Raw genomic sequence first — 16993 nt, 5'->3', positions numbered from 1 at the left:
GTCCCGACTTCTCAATCGGTATGACACAGTTGTGCCTTATTCGAACGGTCGCCTCAGTGAAGTAGTTCACTTTTCTTAAACTTTTTTAGTTTCTCCAGTCGAAAAATCCGGGCCCAGCCTGCTTTAGCAGGGAGTCCGCCAAGGCGCGGCCCATGTCTGACCCGTCTGCGATGGCACCTGTAACGTCTTCAGAGATTGCCTCGGACCCGTCGGGGCGCAGCACCTCTCCGCGCAGGCGCAGTTGGCCGTCTTGTATCTCGGCCAGACCCGCAATGGGGGTTTCACACGAGCCATCCAGCGCCGCCAGCAAGGCGCGTTCAGCGGCCAGGCGCTGTTGGGTTTCCGCATGGTGGATTGCTTCGAGCATTTCACCTGCACAGGTGTCGTCGCTGCGCCGTTCGATGCCGATTGTGCCTTGCGCGATGGCGGGCAGCATATCTTCGGTTGAAATGGCAGTGGCGGGCACCTCGTCCATGTTCAGGCGTCGGATACCGGCCATGGCCAGAAACGTGCAGTCGGCCACACCGTCGGACAACTTTTTCAGGCGCGTCTGCACATTACCCCTGAATTCAACCACGTTCAGATCGGGACGGCGGTTCAGCAATTGCGCCCGCCGCCGCAGTGATGAAGTTCCCACCACGGCCCCTTGGGCAAGCTCGTGGATCGAACTTAGGCTGGGTGAGATAAACGCATCCCGCACGTCTTCGCGTGGCAGGAAGGTGTCCAGCACCAGCCCGTGGGGTTGTGCGACCGGCATGTCCTTGGTGGAATGCACCGCGATGTCGATATCGGCGCTCAGCAGTGCCTCTTCGATTTCTTTTGTGAACAGACCCTTGTTGCCAATTTCTTTCAACGGCCGATCCGCATCGATCATTGCCCGGTTATCGCCGGTGGTTTTGATCACAACGATTTCGAACGCCTCATCGGGCAGATCAAAGGCTTTGCCCAGGCGTTCGCGGGTTTCATGGGCTTGTGCCAGCGCCAGCGGTGAGCCACGAGTGCCGATCTTGAGCGGTGATGCGGGGGTTGGCAGGGTCAGTGTCATACGCACAGCTTTAGTCGCGTCACATTGCCCTGACAATGGGGGCAGAGCTTGACAAATTGCCACTGAGGCACGACCCGTTGCGACAAACCAGACGATTGGGGAAAAAGATGGCCGAGACAAAGAAACTGCTGCGGGCGCTGGCGGGCGAGGTGCAGGATGTGCCGCCGATCTGGATGATGCGGCAGGCCGGGCGTTATCTGCCCGAGTATCGCGCAACCCGTGCGCAGGCCGGCGATTTCCTGTCTTTGTGTTACAACCCCGAACTGGCGGCCGAAGTGACGCTGCAACCGATCCGCCGATACGGGTTCGACGCGGCGATCCTGTTTGCCGATATCCTGCTGGTGCCACAGGCGCTGGGCGCTGATCTGTGGTTTGTCACGGGCGAGGGGCCGCGTTTGTCGACGATCACGCAGCAATCAGAATTTGATGCGTTGAAACCCGTCGCCGACATCCATGAAACCCTGTCGCCCGTCTATGAGACGGTTCGCATCCTGTCGCGCGAATTGCCATCCGAAACGACTCTGATCGGGTTCGCTGGCGCGCCCTGGACCGTGGCCACCTATATGATCGCCGGACGCGGCACGCCGGATCAGGGACCCGCCCATGCGCTGCGCGAAGGCAACACGGCGCTGTTTGAGGCGCTGCTGGAGCGGATTACGCTGGCGACGGTCGAATATCTTTCGGCCCAGATCGAGGCCGGGGCCGAGGTGGTCAAAATCTTTGACAGCTGGGCTGGGTCGCTGAAAGGCGACGCATTTCAAAAATACGCTGTTGAGCCGTGCAGAGTGATTACTCAGGCGATCAAGGAACGCCATCCTGGAATCCCGGTGATCGGGTTCCCGCGTGAGGCGGGCGACGCCTATGTCGGTTTTGCCAAGGCCACTGGCGTTGATTGCGTAGCACTGGACAACTCTGTATCGCCGGACTGGGCGGCAGAGTATGTGCAGGTGGATGGCTGCGTTCAGGGCAATCTGGCTTCGTCCCACATGGTGACGGGTGGGCAGGCGCTGGTGGATGAGACGCGGCGCATCGTGCAGGCGTTCTCTAAGGGGCCGCATATCTTCAACCTGGGCCATGGGATCACGCCCGATGCCGATCCTGAAAATGTTCAGTTGATGATCGACACTGTGCGGTCGTGGCGAGACGGGTAGAGGGGCCAGCCCCTCTTGGCCTGCGGCCAATTCACCCCGAGGTATTTTTAGCCAGGTGAAGAGGCGGGGGCTGCATTTGTGGCCAACTCCTCCAGAATGTCTTGTCGGTGTTCGCCGCGGCTTGGGATGGGCTTGGGCTGCCATTCGTGGTTCGCAAAACGCGGGGCGGCTGCGGCCTGAAACACGCCGTCATGGTCGATCCAGGTTTTGCGTGCGGTGTTCATGGGGTGGGCTTGGGCCTCTTGCGGGCTGAGAACTGGCGCAACGCAGGCATCGGTGCCCTTGAACAGGTCCGCCCAGTGGTCACGGGGGTGCTGCGCAAAAATCTCTGCGAGTCGCTGCGTAAGCGCAGGCCAGAGCGCCGGCACATACTGTTTTTGAAACTCGGGATCGTCGGTGAGGTTCAGTCTCTGCAGGAACTCGGTGTAAAACTTCGGCTCAAGGCATTGCACCGAAACAAACCCCTGATCTGCGCATACGTAAGTGCGGCTCCAATGGGGGCCGTCCAGCAGGCTTGCGCCGCGCGCGTCGGAGAGGTTGCCGGTTTGGCGCAGGCTCATCAATAGGTTCATCATATGGGCCGAACCGTCATAAATGGCAGCGTCAACAACAGTGCCCTGTCCGGTTCGCTGGGCGTTCAAAATCCCGGCTAATATCCCGGCGACCAGATACATCGCGCCACCGCCAATGTCACCAACCAGTGTGGCCGGGGTTTGCGGGGGGTGGCCGGGGGCGGAGGCATACCACAAGGCGCCCGACAAAGAGATATAGTTCAGATCGTGGCCAGCCGTATCGGAAAGCGGGCTGTTCTGTCCCCAACCGGTCATGCGACCATATACAAGCCGGGGGTTGGTACCCCTGAAGGCCTCGGGGCCTAAGCCCAGCTTTTCCATCACCCCCGGGCGGAACCCCTCGATCAGGGCATCGGCTGAGGCAATCAGGCGACGGGCGATGTCCAGATCGGCGGCATCTTTGAGGTCCAGATCGATTGAACGTTTGCCACGATCCAGTACGGATTGTTCCGGCATGCCCGGCGCGGCGTGTTGCCCTTTGCGGTGGATCGTGACGACATCTGCGCCCAGATCCGCCAGTAGCATCGCCGCGAATGGGCCTGGTCCCAAGCCCTCGACCTCTATGATCCGAATTCCGTTGAGCATAGGGTTCCTCCTTTCGGCGCAGGTTTTCGGGGATGGCTTGGAAATGCAAGGCTGGATTCTGCTGTCTTGTCAGATGGTCACGCAATCCTTAGCGTCTAACGCGGGATGGAGAGCGAGGCTCGGATGCGGTTGTGGATCCTTTTCGGGGGCGCCGTTGCGCTGGCTGTGGTTGTGGGTGTGCTTGCGCGCTTGCATCCGCCGGGCAGTTTGCTGTTGGCGGCTGGACCAGTGGGTGGGGCCTATGAAACGGTCGCTCAGGACTATGCGGCGATTCTGGCGCGCGACGATCTGCAGTTGGATATCGTGGATACCGCAGGGTCGGTTGAGAATGCCGAGTTGCTGAATACGGGACAGGTGGATGCGGCTTTTCTGCAGGGTGGTATCCGGGTTGATCCGGGAAAGGCCGAAGCTGTTGGGGCCGTGTTTTTTGAACCCATCATTTTTCTAGTGAACGCTGATGCAGATATTCCGCGCAACCCGGCGCTTTGGACTGGTTTACGGATAAACAGCGGCGCGCCGGGGTCCGGTACCGCAGCGGCGTTTCGTGATTTCGAAAAAGCGGTGGGGTTGAGTGAGGCACAGAATACGCATGCTTCAATCCCTTATGCCGATGCAGCAGCGGCTTTGCTGGCCGGAGAGTTGGATATCGCCGTTTTTGTCGCGCCGATTGAGGCACCGTACCTGAAAGCGGCCTATGACGAGCCGGGGCTGCGGGTGCTGGCGCTGGATCATGTTCAGGCGATCTCGCGCAGGTTGGAATACGCGACGGTGGTGACAGTCCCGGCCGGGGGCATGTCCCTTGATCCGGTTTTGCCGCCCCGGCCGGTGGACCTGATCGCACTTGAGGCCCGTCTGGTCGTGCGGCCAGACCTGCATCCTGCGCTGATCAACAGGCTGACCATGGCCGCGATCGAGCTGCACAGCACGCGCGGTATTCTCGCCGATCCTGGCGCGTTTCCGAACCTTGAAGGTGCCGGGATGGTCGTCAGCAATACGGCGCGGCAGCTGATCCTCGACGGTCCGTCGACCTGGCACAACTGGCTGCCCTATTGGATTGCGGCACAGATCAATCGGGTGTTGTTGCTGTTGCTGCCGTTCTTTTTCATCGTTGTGCCTCTGATGCGGCTGTTGCCGTTGGCCTATGCCTACGCGATGCGGTGGCGGGTCTGGCAGCATTACCCTGAGATCCGAGATATCGAACAGGAACTGGCCAATGATCCTGACGCTGACGCCTTGCAGGACATGCAGTCGCATCTGAGCGCTTTGGACGAACGGCTGGCGACGCTTCGGCTGCCTGCGGCCTATCGGCAAGGGCAATACGACGCCCGCCTGCATGTGGAGCTTGTGCAAAAGCGGATCGCCGAGATGCAGCAGCACGCCCGCACCTGACGCAGCATGTTACCCACAAAAAAGCGCAGAACTCTGTGCGGAATTGACCTGTTCTGCGCCGATCTGCCGGGGTAGTGTGCCCGCCAGAACAGGGAACGTGCATGACAACCATTCTGTCCATCAAGGAATTACGCAAGTCCTACGCCGACGGATTCGAGGCGCTGAAAGGCGTGACGCTGGATATCGAGCAGGGCGAGATTCTGGCGCTGCTTGGGCCGAACGGGGCCGGCAAGACCACGTTGATCTCGACCATTTGCGGCATCACGACGCCGACCTCGGGTTCTGTGACCGTCGGTGGACACGACATCCAGACCGAGTATCGCGCCGCGCGTCGGATGATCGGTCTGGTGCCGCAGGAAATCGCTTTGGAGCCGTTCGAGAAGGTTTGGAACACAGTACGCTTCTCGCGTGGGCTGTTCGGATATGGCAGCGACAATGCACGGATCGAAGAGATATTGCGTAAGCTGTCGCTTTGGGACAAACGCAAAAACGCGATCAAAGAGCTGTCCGGGGGCATGAAGCGCCGGGTGCTGATCGCCAAAGCTCTGGCGCATGAGCCGCGTGTGCTGTTTCTGGATGAGCCGACCGCAGGGGTGGATGTCGAACTGCGCAAGGATATGTGGGAGATTGTGGCCGAGCTGAAACAGGCCGGGGTCACGATTATTCTGACAACACACTACATCGAAGAGGCTGAGGCGATCGCCGACCGGATCGGTGTGATCGACAAGGGCGAGCTGCTGCTTGTGCAGGACAAAGACACCCTGATGGCCCAGATGGGCAAGAAGCAGATCGAGGTCATGCTAACCGAGCCCATTCAGGCCATTCCCGATAGTCTGGCGGCGCACAATCTGACACTGAACGGTAACGGTGATGCGCTGGTCTATACCTATGACACACACGCGGATCGCACCGGGATCACCACATTGTTGAACGATGTTGCGCAGGCCGGGCTGGTGTTGCGCGACGTGCAAACCCGGCAGTCGAGTCTGGAAGAGATATTCGTGAATCTGGTATCGGGAGAACCCGCATGAACTGGTCCGCCGTTGCCGCAATCTATCGGTTCGAGATGGCCCGGTTCTTCCGAACCCTGGCGCAGAGCTTTTTGTCGCCGGTCCTGTCGACCTCGTTGTATTTCGTGGTCTTTGGCACCGCGATTGGCAGCCGCATCCAAGAGGTTGAGGGCGTGTCCTACGGCGCGTTTATCGTGCCCGGCCTGATCATGCTGTCAGTCGTGATGCTGGCGATTTCGAACGCGTCGTTCGGAATCTACTTCCCCAAGTTTCTGGGCACGATTTATGAGCTGCTGTCCGCGCCCGTGAATTTCATCGAGATCGTCATCGGCTACGTTGGGGCCGCTGCAACGAAGTCCTTGTTCGTTGGGTTGGTGATCCTTGTGACGGCCACATTCTTTGTGGACATAAGGATCGAACACCCCTTTGCGATGGCTGCTTTCCTGATCCTCTCTTGCCTCAGCTTTTCTTTGTTGGGATTTATCATCGGCATCTGGGCCAGCAACTTTGAACAGATGTCCCTGGTTCCTCAGCTGGTCGTCACGCCACTGATCTTTCTAGGGGGCACGTTCTACTCGATCTCGATGCTGCCGCCGGTGTGGCAAACGATTTCGCTGTTCAATCCGGTCGTCTATTTGATCTCCGGGTTTCGTTGGTCTTTTTATGGCTTGGCGGATGTTCCGATCGGTCTGAGCCTGCTGGCGATTTTGGCCTTCACCGGTTTGTGTCTGGCTGTGATTGGCTGGATCTTCAAAACAGGTTGGCGCATTCGCAGCTAGAGCGCGGGCCGCAGGGTGCGTTGCATTTTTGCCCTCCATGTGTGGGAATTTAGTTCACGTCGCGTATTAGGCCGGAACGGTCCCTTGTTTCGCGCAGACCCGCACTCTACATCGGCACCCATGAAACTCAGCCTGCCGTTTGTCAAAAAACAGCCCCTTGTGGCCGTGGTCCGTCTGTCGGGCGCCATCGGAATGGCGGGGCGTGGGTCGTTAAACGACACCGCGCTGGCCCCCGTTCTGGAAAAGGCGTTTCGCAAAGGCAAACCCGCCGCTGTGGCGCTTGAGATCAATTCGCCCGGCGGTTCGCCGGTCCAAAGCTCTTTGATCGGGGCGCGCATCCGGCGGCTGTCAGAAGAACTTGATGTGCCGGTCATCGCCTTTGTCGAGGATGTCGCGGCATCTGGCGGGTACTGGCTGGCTGCGGCCGCCGATGAAATCTGGGCCGACGACAGCTCGGTTCTGGGGTCGATCGGCGTAATCTCGGCTGGGTTTGGTGCGCATGTGTTTCTGGCGCGTCAGGGGATCGAACGGCGCGTACACACAGCGGGCAAATCGAAGTCCATGCTCGACCCGTTCTCGCCCGAGAAAGAAGAAGATGTCGCGCGGTTGCAGGGTCTGCTTGGCGATATCCATGAAAACTTTATCAACCACGTCAAAACCCGCCGCGGGGACAAGCTGGACCAAAGTGCGGACTTGTTCACGGGCGAGGTCTGGCTGGCCAAACGCGCGCAGGAACTAGGCCTGATTGAGGGCGTCGCACATCTGAAGCCGAAACTGCAGGAACGTTTTGGCGACAAGGTCAAGTTCCGCCGCTATGGCCTGCGCAAACCGATCTGGTCGCGCTTCGGGGCCTCGCTGGCCCAGGACGCTATCACCGGCATTGAGGAGCGCGCAGCCTTCGCGCGCTTTGGTTTGTGACGTGATTATCAAGATTGTCACCCTTTTCCTGATTGCCATGGGTGTCTTGGCGATGTTCGGCAAGCTGCGCTTTCCGGGACAAAAAAGGCTGCAATCTGCAAGATGTCCGCGCTGCGGACGGTTCAGGATCGGTAAAGGCCCCTGTGCCTGCGAAAAAGGAGGCCGTACATGACGGCATGGCTGTTATCCGGCCTTGGATTGTTGATCCTGCTGCTGGCAGGGGATGCATTGGTGCGCGGCGCAGTAAACCTGAGCCTGCGTCTGGGCGTACCGGCCCTTATCGTCAGCCTGACCATCGTGGCTTTTGGTACCTCGGCCCCCGAGCTGCTGATCGCGATCAGCGCGATCAAGGAAAACGCGCCGGGGATCGCGCTGGGGAACGTCGTGGGTTCGAACACAGCAAACATCCTGTTGGTTCTGGGTGTGCCGGCGTTGCTTGCCACGCTGCACACAAGCGAGTGCGACAGTCGTAAGAACTATGTCTTTATGCTGCTGGCCACTGTTTTGTTCATCGGGTTGGCCTTCTGTGGTGTGTTCAATCTGACCAGTGGTGCAATTCTTTTGGCGGCTTTGGCGTTGGTTCTGTTCAACGCATTCCGCGAGGCCCATGCGCATCGCAAAGCTTGTGGCGACGCCTGTGCCGAGGATGACGAACTGGAAGGTCTGGAGGAGGCCGATCCAGACATGCCATATTGGAAGCTGTCGATCTATCTGGTCCTTGGCCTGATCGGCCTGCCCATGGGCGCGCATTTGCTGGTCGACAACGCAACGGTCATCGCGCGCACCTACGGTGTCAGCGAAACCGTAATCGGCCTGACCCTGGTCGCGGTCGGAACGTCGCTGCCGGAACTGGCCACAACAGTCATGGCGGCTTTGCGCAGGCAGGCCGATGTGGCGCTGGGCAATGTGATCGGGTCGAATATGTTCAACCTGCTGGCCATCGTCGGCATTGCAACGCTGTTCGGCCGCATTCCCGTGGATCCAGAGTTCCTGCATTTCGACCTTTGGGTCATGCTTGGCGCGTCGCTGCTGTTGATCCCGTTCGTGTTTTTCAAAAAAGATATCACGCGTGGGTGGGGCTTGGTGTTGACCCTGCTGTACGGGGTCTACATCGTCTCATTGCTGGCGTAATCTTGGAGTAAGGGGATAGGCATGGCCCGTGCATTGGTAACCGGTGCTGGAATTCGTCTGGGCCGGGCAATGGCCCTGTATCTGGCGCAGCGGGGATATGATGTCGCTGTGCATTATGCGACCTCTGAACAACCGGCGTCAGAGACCGTGGCCGAGGTGCAGGCGCTGGGGCGCAAAGCGGTCGCCCTGCAGGCCGACCTGTTGGACGAGACACAGGTGCAGGCTCTGCTACCCCGCGCGGCCGAGGCGTTGGGTGGACCGATCACTTGTCTGGTGAACAACGCATCCATCTTTGAATACGACAACATCCACACTGCGACGCGCCAAAGCTGGGACCGCCACCTGGACAGCAACTTGCGCGCACCTTTTGTCTTGACGCAGGCCATGGCTGAGCAGGGGTTGAAACCAGATACCGACGAGGCAGGCGAACCTGTAGCGACGGGTCTGATCGTCAACATGGTCGACATGCGGGTACGTAAGCTGACGCCGGAATTCATGACCTACACGATTGCCAAGATGGGTTTGTGGGCGCTGACCCGAACTGCGGCGCAGGCCCTGACACCAGCGATCCGGGTCAACGCCATTGGGCCGGGACCGACCATGCAGGGCCACAGGCAAAGCGAAGAACACTTCAAGACGCAGCGCGCGAATACAGTGCTTGAGCGCGGCTCCAACCCATCGGATATCACGGCTGCTTTGGGCTATTTTCTGGATGCGCACGCGGTCACCGGGCAGCTTTTGTGCGTCGATGGAGGCCAGCATCTTGGGTGGAAAACCCCGGATGTTCTGGGGGTTGAATAAGCATAACTGCTGCAAGTTTTGCACCGCTCTCGTTTCCGTTACGTGCGCGTTACAAAATTGTCTTTTTTTTCATACACTTGCCATGTGTACGAAAAAATTTTGTTCAAAATCAAAAGGTTATTTATGCGCCTATTTTTTGTGCAACTCAAGGAATGCCTATGTATACAAGGGAAAATCGACACCCTGAGAAACTTATCTTCACACTTATCCACAGAAACCGTGGATTTGTTTTCTCTTGAACTGAGACCGACAAGATTGCAGCCATAGTCAGAGAATCATATTTCAGGCAAATGACCACAGACAGCGACCCGACCTCTGAGACACAACTGACCGGCTATGCCTGCATCCAGCGCTATGTGAAAACGCTGGACAGTTCGCCGGGTGTGTACCGGATGTTAGATGCGGACAGCCGGGTTCTGTACGTGGGCAAGGCACGGAATTTGAAGGCACGAGTGTCGAACTACGCGCGGCCTGGTCACTCGGGGCGGATCGAACGGATGATCGCCGCGACAGCGTCGATGATGTTCCTGACCACCCGGACCGAGACCGAGGCGCTGCTGCTGGAACAGAACCTGATCAAGCAGCTCAAGCCCAAGTACAATGTGCTGCTGCGCGACGACAAAAGCTTTCCCAATATTTTGGTCGCCAAAGATCATGCCTTTCCGCAGATCAAGAAACACCGCGGTGCGAAGAAAGAAAAGGGGGCGTATTTCGGCCCCTTCGCCAGCGCAGGAGCGGTGAACCGGACGCTGAACCAGCTGCAGAAAGCGTTCCTGCTTCGGAACTGCTCGGACTCGATGTTCGACAGCCGTACGCGGCCTTGCCTGCTCTATCAAATCAAGCGGTGTTCGGGGCCGTGTGTCGGGCTGATTTCCGAGGCGGATTATCTTGAAAGCGTCAAAGATGCAGAACGGTTCCTGTCCGGCCGCTCGACCAAAGTGCAGGAAGAGCTGGCCGAGCAGATGATGGCCGCATCCGAGGCGATGGAGTTCGAGCGCGCCGCCGGGCTGCGCGACCGAATTCGCGCGCTGACGCAGGTGCAGACCTCGCAGGGCATCAACCCGCGCGGTGTGACTGAGGCGGACGTGATCGGCCTCTATATGGACAGCGGGCAGGCCTGTGTTCAGGTGTTTTTCATCCGAGCGAACCAGAACTGGGGCAACAAGGATTTCTATCCTCGGGTCGGTGCAGATGTGTCTCCGGCCGAAGCAATGGAGGCGTTCCTTGGTCAGTTTTACGACAACAAGGAACCTCCGCGGCAGTTGATCCTTTCGGACGCAATTGAAAACGCAGATCTGATGCAAGAGGCGCTGAGCGAGAAGGCAGGGCGCAAGGTTGAAATCCTTGTCCCGCAACGTGGCGAGAAACAGGAACTGATCGCCGGGGCGCTGCGCAACGCACGGGAATCTCTGGCGCGTCGTATGTCGGAAAGCGCGACACAGGCCAAATTGCTGCGCGGCGTGGCCGAGGCGTTTGATCTGGATAGCCCGCCGAACCGGATCGAGGTTTACGACAACTCGCACATTCAAGGGACGAATGCCGTTGGTGGGATGATCGTGGCAGGCCCCGATGGTTTTGTGAAGAACGCCTATCGCAAGTTCAACATTCGCGGCGACGACCTGACCCCGGGTGATGACTTTGGCATGATGAAAGAGGTTCTGACCCGGCGGTTCACTCGTCTGCAAAAAGAAGACCCTGACCGGGACAAAGGGCATTGGCCCGACCTGTTGCTGATTGACGGTGGCGCGGGGCAGGTGAGCGCTGTGCATGAGATCATGGTCGAATACGGCGTAGAAGACATCCCAATGGTCGGTGTCGCCAAAGGGGTCGACCGTGATCACGGCAAGGAAGAGTTTCACCGTACCGGACAGCGCCCTTTTGCGCTCAAGCGCAATGATCCGGTACTCTACTTCATTCAGCGCCTGCGGGACGAGGCGCACCGCTTTGCCATCGGCACGCACCGCGCGAAGCGGGCCAAGGCTGTGGGCGCGACACCTTTGGATGAAATTCCCGGTGTTGGGGCCGCACGCAAGCGTGCCCTGCTGGCGCATTTCGGCAGCGCCAAAGCCGTCAGCCGGGCGAATCTGGCGGATCTGAAAGCAGTCGAAGGGATTTCAGCGGGGCTGGCGCAGAAGGTTTACGACTTCTTCCACGACAAGGGCTAGGCCTTGCGCCCGCGCCAAAGGATGTACAGCCCCGACGCGACAATCAGCGCGCTGCCAATCCACATGGTCTGGTCCAGATCCTCGCCGAAGAAGAACACACCCAAGGCCACGCCGAACAGCAGCCGGGAATAGCGGAATGGGGTGACGGCGGATACCTCGCCGGTCCGCATGGCCTTCATCAGAGACGCATAGGCGATCGAACCCAGAACCACGGCTCCGGTCACATGCAGGCCGGTATTCAGACTGATCGGCGCGACCGGGGCTTGTTCCCAAAACCCATAGGCAACACCCGCGACGATCACGCTGACAAAGCCATAAAAACCCAACACCTCGGTGCTCAGACTCGCCGGGGCGACCCGGCTGGCCAGATCACGCCCGGCAAATCCAAGCATCCCAAGCACGGCGAGCAGCGACAGAATGGTGAAAATGTCTCCGGTCGGCTGGATGATGATCGCAACGCCGAGCAGGCCAACGAGAATGGCGCTCCATCGTCGCCATCCGACGGTTTCGCCAAACAGCAGGGCTGCACAGGCGACGACCACCAGCGGTGTGGCCTGAAGGATCACGGTTGCCGAAGACAAAGGTGTCAGCGTGAAGGCCAAGATGTAAAACAGTCGACCGAGGATCTCGAAAACGGCCCGAATTTTCATTGCTGGCGACAGAACATCCGGTTGCAGCAGGCGAGTGCCCCTGGCCAGTGCGACACAGGCGAAAATCACCGACCCACCCGCTCCGAACAGAACCAGAATCTGCCAGATGGGCAAGGTGATGGCCGCCGCCTTCAGCAACGCGTCTTCCAGCGCAAAACACGCCATCGCGCCAATCATCCATGCGCTGCCAATCAGGTTCGAGCGTGCGTCGGTTTGAATGTTCGGGGTCATCTGGGTCATTTCGCGGTGGGCCTGATTGCGCGCACTGTGACGGCAATCGGACCAAAGGCCAAGGTGAATAACCGGAACACGGGACACTGCGGCGCTTTGACCAAGCCCCTGTGATCGGTGCAGTTTTTTTCCGGCCCGTCTTTTCTGTCCTTCCCCGGCACTGTAGGGTCCGAGCATGAAGTGGAACCTGCCGAATATCCTGACCGTCCTGCGCTTGTTGGCTGCACCCGGTCTGGCCGTTATGTTTCTGTATTTCACCCGGCCTTATGCAGATTGGTTTGCGCTGATCCTGTTCCTGTCGGCGGCCATCACCGACTGGTTCGACGGCTATTTGGCGCGGGCGTGGAAGCAAGAAACCAAGATTGGTGCGATGCTGGACCCGATCGCGGACAAGGCGATGGTGGTAATCGCTCTGATGATCCTGGTGGGCTATTCGACCGAACACTGGACGCCGTGGCTAGTGCTGCCGGCGACGGTCATCCTGTTCCGCGAGGTCTTCGTTTCGGGCCTGCGTGAATATCTGGGCGATACGGCCGGCACGCTCAAGGTCACGAAACTGGCTAAGTGGAAAACGACCGCGCAGATGGTGGCGATTGCCGTCCTGTTTTCGCAGGGGATATTCGAGCACTATTTTGTGATGTCCACCTTCGGCATGGATGCTGCCAAAATGGATCTGGTGCTGACCGGCCAGCTGGAGGATATCAACCACATGCGCTGGCATCTGGAGGGGATGTTCTGGGCAGGCCGGATTGGGCTGTGGCTGCTGTGGATTGCTGCGGCGCTGACATTGATCACCGGCTATGACTACCTAAGTAAAGCTATGCCCCACCTGAAGGAGAGCTAAAGGATGGATGTGCTGTATTTCGCCTGGGTGCGTGAACGCATCGGTCTGCCGAAAGAGCGGATCGAGACCGAGGCCGCAACCGTATCCGACCTTGTCGCCGAGCTGAGCGCGCGCGAAGACCGCTATGCCGCCGCCTTTGAAGACCTGTCGGCCTTGCGCGTGGCACTGGATCAGGAGCTGTCCGATTTCGACGCGCCGCTTGCGGGTGTGCGCGAAGTGGCCTTTTTCCCACCAATGACCGGCGGCTGACGCATGCGCATCGCGGTTCAGGAACAACCGTTCGATCTGGGCGCTGAGGCTAATGCCTTTGCCGCCGGAGACGATGCGAACGGTGCCATCGTGACCTTTACGGGCGTCGTGCGCGATCTGGCATCCGGTGATCTGGATGTGATGGAAATCGAGCATTACCCCGGAATGACTGAGAGGGCGCTTACCAAGATCGCGCAAGAGGCGCAGGAACGCTGGTCTCTGGGAGATGTCCTGGTGATCCATCGCCACGGCCGGCTGGCCCCCGGTGATCGGATCATGATGGTCGCGACGGCCGCGCGACACCGCAAGGACGCATTTGAGGCGGCTGAATACCTGATGGATTACCTGAAATCCCGCGCCCCGTTCTGGAAGAAAGAGATTACTTCATCCGGCGCGGAATGGGTTGATGCCAAAGACGAAGACGAAGATGCGCTGACCCGCTGGTAGGCGCGGTACCCGGCACCGGGTCAACAGGTGCCGGGTTTGCCTAATGCAGACTAGGCGTTTTGTTCTGTGTTGCACTGCCGTGCTGCTTCGATGGCTTTCTTGGTGCCATCCAGGCTTACGGTGAACGCGAACTCTTTTTCCGGGAACACAGTCATTTCGTATTTGTTCATGACGTCGTCCACAAACTGCGCGTTGTTCGCAAGGATGTAGCCACCGGTATACCCTTCGGCCAGATGCTTGGTCTTCTTGTGCGCTTCGGCTTCATAGACATTGCCGTCAAGCGACAGGAAAATCTTTTCCTTCTTGCCCTTCAGGCCGATGTCATTTTGGGTGAATACGCCGAGGTAGCCCATTTCCTGATCTTTGGTCAGGCCCATTTGTACAACGTTTCCATTTGCGTCAACACGCTCGATCAGGCAGGAGCCACGTGTGTCATCCACAAAAATGGTCCATCCGGACTCTTCACCCCAGTTGGTGAATGTGTCGTTCTCTGAGGGGATCACGTCACTCGACGCCAGTACGGCAGATGCTGTGAAAGCGCTAAGTGTTGCGGCGGTCAGTATTGATAGTTTGAAATTCATAGTACACTCCAAGTTTCTTGATAGTGGACAGTGATGTGTGCAGGCAAAAATGCACCAATTCAGAATATTGAATTTATTGAGGTAAATGAAGGCATGTGTATGCGATCGGCCAATTTGTGCCGACAGCAAACGTGTGTCAGAGATTTTGTATCCTTGAAGCTGGGCGGTTAGCGTCAGTCGGCGTTGTTAATGCGCCCGCGCAACTCTTCGGCCTCTTGCCGGGCTGCGCGCAACCCGTCCATGGCGGCGGCCAGTTCCGCCTCGGTCTGGGTCAGCTGGTTGGTCAGCTCGGCCTCACGCTGCTGCAGATAGGTGATCGCCTGATCGCGGGTTTCTTCGGCCTCGTGCAGCTCCTGGCTCATGCGGTCAAGGTCGGCCACATCGCTTTGACGAACCCGAGACAGGCGATGCGCCAGCCAGTTGGCGAACCATCCCAGGCAGAAGGCTGCGAACAGGATGACGGCGGTGGCGATGATGAATTCGATTCTGTTCAACTTACTGGTCCCCTGCGTCCGCGTCTGCGTCCGTGGCTTCACCCTCGGTCGGCGCGTCTTGTGACGTCTCTGCTTCGGTTTCGACCGCCTCAAGCGTGGTCTCGGTTTCTGTGATGGCTTCGGGTCGGATCAAACTGAATACGATGCGTCGGTTTTCCTCACGACCCTCTTCGGTGTCGTTGTCGGCGATGGGCTGTGTTTCCCCGTAGCCCATGGCGGTATAACTGGCGGTTGGTACCCGCCGGGCGCGCAATTCGTTCAGAATGGACTGCGCGCGCGCCTGGCTAAGCTGCTGGTTCATCTCTTCACGGCCCTGGCTATCCGTGTGGCCCTGAATCTCCAGCCGGATCGGTCCGCATTCCCGCAGGATTTCGGCGATCTGATTGACCGTATCGCGCGAGTCCGATGCAACCGTGGCCGAGCCCGGCTCAAACGCGATCTTCGAGCCTGCCTGAACCTCGACGATCCGCTCCTCGCATACTTCTGGATCAGGCAGTTTGTCTTCGGGCTCTGGCGGTTCCTGATAGGTGATTGAAAGGGTGAATTCCTGTGCGTCGCCCAGCTTTTCCGACAATAGTCCTGCAACGTAGGCCCGGGTTTTCGGGTCATGACTGACACCGCTCAGAACCACATCATCCGGTGTCACCGTCAGCGCGCCGTTGTGCAGTTGCGACAGGGCCTCCAATCCGCTGAGAACGCGAATGGGCCAGTCGGCGGGCAGGTCTGGGGCGATGCGGGTTGCGGTGTGGACCTGTTCGTAGCCAAAAGCAGCGCGGGCATAGCTGTCGACCATGTCGCGCAAAGTCTCGTCCCCCAGTCGTCCGCGCATTTGCACAAGGCCTTCGGGGCTTCGCGTGGCCGAGAATTCGGGCGGGCCAGATTGGTCCTCGGTTTGCGGTTCGGGCAGAACGGCGTGAAGGACAAAAACCTCGGGGAGGGCGTTTTCCAACTCGCCAATGATCCGGTCGAACAGCGCGGTCTGCGTGCCCTCAACCGCGACCAGAGTAATATCGGCATCTGACAGCGTGACCGAGCCCTGGCCGATTTCCGACAGCGCACGAATACTTAGCACAGCGGCGTCAGGCCAGCGGGGTGAGGGTTCGCCCAGACCGATGGTGCAGGAGTAAGGACCGGATAGTCCCGCGTCCTCTGCCGCCGCGATGATCCGGTCGCGGGCTTTTTCGTCCTGTGCCGAGCAGGCGTCGAACCGGCCGCCGTCTTCGTCGATCAGATAGCGCACGGTGAAGGGCGTGATGACGGGGCGCGGGGCCGAAATCGACAGGCCAATGCGCAGGCTGGGCGGTGCAGCACGGGTCAGTTCTTGTTCCAGCCGTTCTTTTTCTTGCTGGCTGTCCGCGATTGCGGTGATCTTCACAAGGCCTGGGCTGGCCGAGATTTTCGCACGCGGCAAACGGGCCAGGGCCTCGACTGCATAGTCAATCGCATCTTCCCAGCCTTTGGGCTTGGGGTAGTCCGCGGTTTCCATCAGGTCCGAAACCGGCCCGCCATCCAGATCGCGCAACCTGTCGGTCAGCGCGTCACGATCTTCGCTGACCGGTATCAAGCCGATGACCGAAATCCCGCTGTCGTTACGCAGGATTTCCGCGGAAAACCGCGGGGCTGCCAGTTGGGTTGTGGGTGCGACCTCCATTTCATCGATGACGCGCGAGGTGTCGACTTCGGTTCCTGCTGCGGTCAGGGCGTTGAACCGTGTGGCTTCGTCCTTGGCGGTGCCGGTGAGAACCACCCGCAACCCGTCGGATTGAACCTCTGCCCAGTCGTGGCCCTTCAGATCCAGCGCGCGTCGCACCGCAAATTCCGAGGCTTCCTCGACCTTTGTCACCGAAAAGCTGGCTGCCAGCAGACACAGCCCGGCAGACACGAGAAAGACTAGTGTAACGACTAAGAAATAAGGCAGGCGCATGTGCGGGCAATCGACTCCTCAAGTGAG

Annotated in this window: 17 protein-coding genes; 11 read left to right on the top strand and 6 right to left on the bottom strand. The window is 59.1% G+C overall.

Annotated elements, in window-relative coordinates:
* Positions 1 to 85: 85 nt before the first annotated feature.
* Positions 86 to 1045, bottom strand: coding sequence for a hydroxymethylbilane synthase (hemC, locus tag ACR0MV_RS13315; protein WP_480702417.1), 960 nt, complete (start codon positions 1043 to 1045; stop codon positions 86 to 88).
* Positions 1046 to 1152: 107 nt separating this feature from the next.
* Between hemC and hemE the strand changes: the two genes are divergently transcribed.
* Positions 1153 to 2196 carry a uroporphyrinogen decarboxylase gene (gene hemE / locus ACR0MV_RS13310; protein ID WP_480702416.1) on the top strand — a complete coding sequence of 348 codons (1044 nt, stop codon included), beginning with the start codon at positions 1153 to 1155 and terminating at the stop codon, positions 2194 to 2196.
* 47 nt (positions 2197 to 2243) lie between these two features.
* Here hemE and ACR0MV_RS13305 read toward each other — a convergent pair whose 3' ends face one another.
* Positions 2244 to 3353 carry a CaiB/BaiF CoA transferase family protein gene (locus ACR0MV_RS13305; RefSeq protein ID WP_480702415.1) on the bottom strand — a complete coding sequence of 370 codons (1110 nt, stop codon included), beginning with the start codon at positions 3351 to 3353 and terminating at the stop codon, positions 2244 to 2246.
* 123 nt (positions 3354 to 3476) lie between these two features.
* Here ACR0MV_RS13305 and ACR0MV_RS13300 point away from each other — a divergent pair, with 123 nt between their 5' ends.
* The 7 genes from ACR0MV_RS13300 (at position 3477) to uvrC (ending at position 11546) form a co-directional block, all read left to right on the top strand.
* A complete protein-coding gene (locus ACR0MV_RS13300; protein ID WP_170426922.1) occupies positions 3477 to 4742 on the top strand; it encodes a TAXI family TRAP transporter solute-binding subunit in 1266 nt (421 codons plus the stop codon).
* A 101-nt stretch (positions 4743 to 4843) separates the two neighbouring features.
* Positions 4844 to 5773 (top strand): ABC transporter ATP-binding protein, encoded by a 930-nt coding sequence (locus ACR0MV_RS13295; protein WP_170426923.1) that lies wholly within the window; start codon positions 4844 to 4846, stop codon positions 5771 to 5773.
* Positions 5770 to 6531: an ABC transporter permease gene (locus tag ACR0MV_RS13290; protein ID WP_170426924.1), complete on the top strand. Its 762-nt coding sequence runs from the start codon at positions 5770 to 5772 to the stop codon at positions 6529 to 6531. The genes ACR0MV_RS13295 and ACR0MV_RS13290 overlap by 4 nt, the downstream gene beginning before the upstream one ends.
* Positions 6532 to 6651: 120 nt before the next feature.
* Positions 6652 to 7449: a S49 family peptidase gene (locus ACR0MV_RS13285; protein WP_170469341.1), complete on the top strand. Its 798-nt coding sequence runs from the start codon at positions 6652 to 6654 to the stop codon at positions 7447 to 7449.
* Between the two features lie 168 nt (positions 7450 to 7617).
* The gene (locus ACR0MV_RS13280) at positions 7618 to 8580 is read left to right on the top strand and encodes a calcium/sodium antiporter (RefSeq protein WP_170426925.1); all 963 of its coding nucleotides are present in this window, start codon (positions 7618 to 7620) and stop codon (positions 8578 to 8580) included.
* 21 nt (positions 8581 to 8601) lie between these two features.
* Positions 8602 to 9381: an SDR family oxidoreductase gene (locus ACR0MV_RS13275; protein WP_170426926.1), complete on the top strand. Its 780-nt coding sequence runs from the start codon at positions 8602 to 8604 to the stop codon at positions 9379 to 9381.
* Between the two features lie 290 nt (positions 9382 to 9671).
* On the top strand, positions 9672 to 11546 hold the full coding sequence (uvrC, locus tag ACR0MV_RS13270; protein WP_170426927.1) for an excinuclease ABC subunit UvrC: 1875 nt from the start codon (positions 9672 to 9674) through the stop codon (positions 11544 to 11546).
* Here the strand turns inward: uvrC and ACR0MV_RS13265 are convergent.
* The gene (locus tag ACR0MV_RS13265; protein ID WP_480702562.1) at positions 11543 to 12427 is read right to left on the bottom strand and encodes a DMT family transporter; all 885 of its coding nucleotides are present in this window, start codon (positions 12425 to 12427) and stop codon (positions 11543 to 11545) included. The two genes, uvrC and ACR0MV_RS13265, sit on opposite strands and share 4 nt — an antisense overlap.
* A gap of 175 nt (positions 12428 to 12602) precedes the next feature.
* Here ACR0MV_RS13265 and pgsA point away from each other — a divergent pair, with 175 nt between their 5' ends.
* The 3 genes from pgsA to ACR0MV_RS13250 are packed head-to-tail and all read left to right on the top strand — an operon-like array spanning position 12603 to position 13967.
* Positions 12603 to 13271: a CDP-diacylglycerol--glycerol-3-phosphate 3-phosphatidyltransferase gene (gene pgsA, locus ACR0MV_RS13260; protein ID WP_480702414.1), complete on the top strand. Its 669-nt coding sequence runs from the start codon at positions 12603 to 12605 to the stop codon at positions 13269 to 13271.
* 3 nt (positions 13272 to 13274) lie between these two features.
* Entirely contained in the window at positions 13275 to 13520 is a 246-nt protein-coding gene (gene moaD / locus ACR0MV_RS13255) for a molybdopterin converting factor subunit 1 (RefSeq protein WP_170426929.1), read from the top strand.
* Between the two features lie 3 nt (positions 13521 to 13523).
* Positions 13524 to 13967, top strand: coding sequence for a molybdenum cofactor biosynthesis protein MoaE (locus ACR0MV_RS13250; protein ID WP_170426930.1), 444 nt, complete (start codon positions 13524 to 13526; stop codon positions 13965 to 13967).
* Between the two features lie 50 nt (positions 13968 to 14017).
* Here the strand turns inward: ACR0MV_RS13250 and ACR0MV_RS13245 are convergent, their stop codons facing one another.
* The 3 genes from ACR0MV_RS13245 to ACR0MV_RS13235 all read right to left on the bottom strand — a co-directional run bounded on the left by ACR0MV_RS13245 (position 14018) and on the right by ACR0MV_RS13235 (position 16966).
* The gene (locus ACR0MV_RS13245; protein WP_170426931.1) at positions 14018 to 14548 is read right to left on the bottom strand and encodes a hypothetical protein; all 531 of its coding nucleotides are present in this window, start codon (positions 14546 to 14548) and stop codon (positions 14018 to 14020) included.
* A gap of 173 nt (positions 14549 to 14721) precedes the next feature.
* Positions 14722 to 15042, bottom strand: coding sequence for a hypothetical protein (locus tag ACR0MV_RS13240; protein WP_170426932.1), 321 nt, complete (start codon positions 15040 to 15042; stop codon positions 14722 to 14724).
* 1 nt (position 15043) lies between these two features.
* Positions 15044 to 16966, bottom strand: a complete 1923-nt coding sequence (locus ACR0MV_RS13235; RefSeq protein ID WP_480702413.1) for an OmpA family protein — start codon at positions 16964 to 16966, stop codon at positions 15044 to 15046.
* Between the last annotated feature and the right edge of the window lie 27 nt (positions 16967 to 16993).

It is taken from the genome of Ruegeria sp. BC3, from assembly GCF_056539265.1.
The sequence above is the reverse complement of the archived record's forward strand: the minus strand, read 5'-3'. Positions and strand labels throughout refer to the sequence as shown.

Excerpts from the sequence above, each read along its gene's own strand:
- ACR0MV_RS13300 (WP_170426922.1), top strand. The coding sequence starts at position 3,477 with ATGCGGTTGTGGATCCTTTTCGGGGGCGCCGTTGCGCTGGCTGTGGTT.
- hemC (WP_480702417.1), bottom strand. The coding sequence starts at position 1,045 with ATGACACTGACCCTGCCAACCCCCGCATCACCGCTCAAGATCGGCACT.
- moaD (WP_170426929.1), top strand. The coding sequence starts at position 13,275 with ATGGATGTGCTGTATTTCGCCTGGGTGCGTGAACGCATCGGTCTGCCG.
- pgsA (WP_480702414.1), top strand. The coding sequence starts at position 12,603 with ATGAAGTGGAACCTGCCGAATATCCTGACCGTCCTGCGCTTGTTGGCT.
- ACR0MV_RS13235 (WP_480702413.1), bottom strand. The coding sequence starts at position 16,966 with ATGCGCCTGCCTTATTTCTTAGTCGTTACACTAGTCTTTCTCGTGTCT.
- hemE (WP_480702416.1), top strand. The coding sequence starts at position 1,153 with ATGGCCGAGACAAAGAAACTGCTGCGGGCGCTGGCGGGCGAGGTGCAG.
- ACR0MV_RS13280 (WP_170426925.1), top strand. The coding sequence starts at position 7,618 with ATGACGGCATGGCTGTTATCCGGCCTTGGATTGTTGATCCTGCTGCTG.
- ACR0MV_RS13250 (WP_170426930.1), top strand. The coding sequence starts at position 13,524 with ATGCGCATCGCGGTTCAGGAACAACCGTTCGATCTGGGCGCTGAGGCT.
- ACR0MV_RS13285 (WP_170469341.1), top strand. The coding sequence starts at position 6,652 with ATGAAACTCAGCCTGCCGTTTGTCAAAAAACAGCCCCTTGTGGCCGTG.
- ACR0MV_RS13245 (WP_170426931.1), bottom strand. The coding sequence starts at position 14,548 with ATGAATTTCAAACTATCAATACTGACCGCCGCAACACTTAGCGCTTTC.
- ACR0MV_RS13290 (WP_170426924.1), top strand. The coding sequence starts at position 5,770 with ATGAACTGGTCCGCCGTTGCCGCAATCTATCGGTTCGAGATGGCCCGG.
- ACR0MV_RS13265 (WP_480702562.1), bottom strand. The coding sequence starts at position 12,427 with ATGACCCCGAACATTCAAACCGACGCACGCTCGAACCTGATTGGCAGC.
- ACR0MV_RS13275 (WP_170426926.1), top strand. The coding sequence starts at position 8,602 with ATGGCCCGTGCATTGGTAACCGGTGCTGGAATTCGTCTGGGCCGGGCA.
- uvrC (WP_170426927.1), top strand. The coding sequence starts at position 9,672 with ATGACCACAGACAGCGACCCGACCTCTGAGACACAACTGACCGGCTAT.
- ACR0MV_RS13305 (WP_480702415.1), bottom strand. The coding sequence starts at position 3,353 with ATGCTCAACGGAATTCGGATCATAGAGGTCGAGGGCTTGGGACCAGGC.
- ACR0MV_RS13295 (WP_170426923.1), top strand. The coding sequence starts at position 4,844 with ATGACAACCATTCTGTCCATCAAGGAATTACGCAAGTCCTACGCCGAC.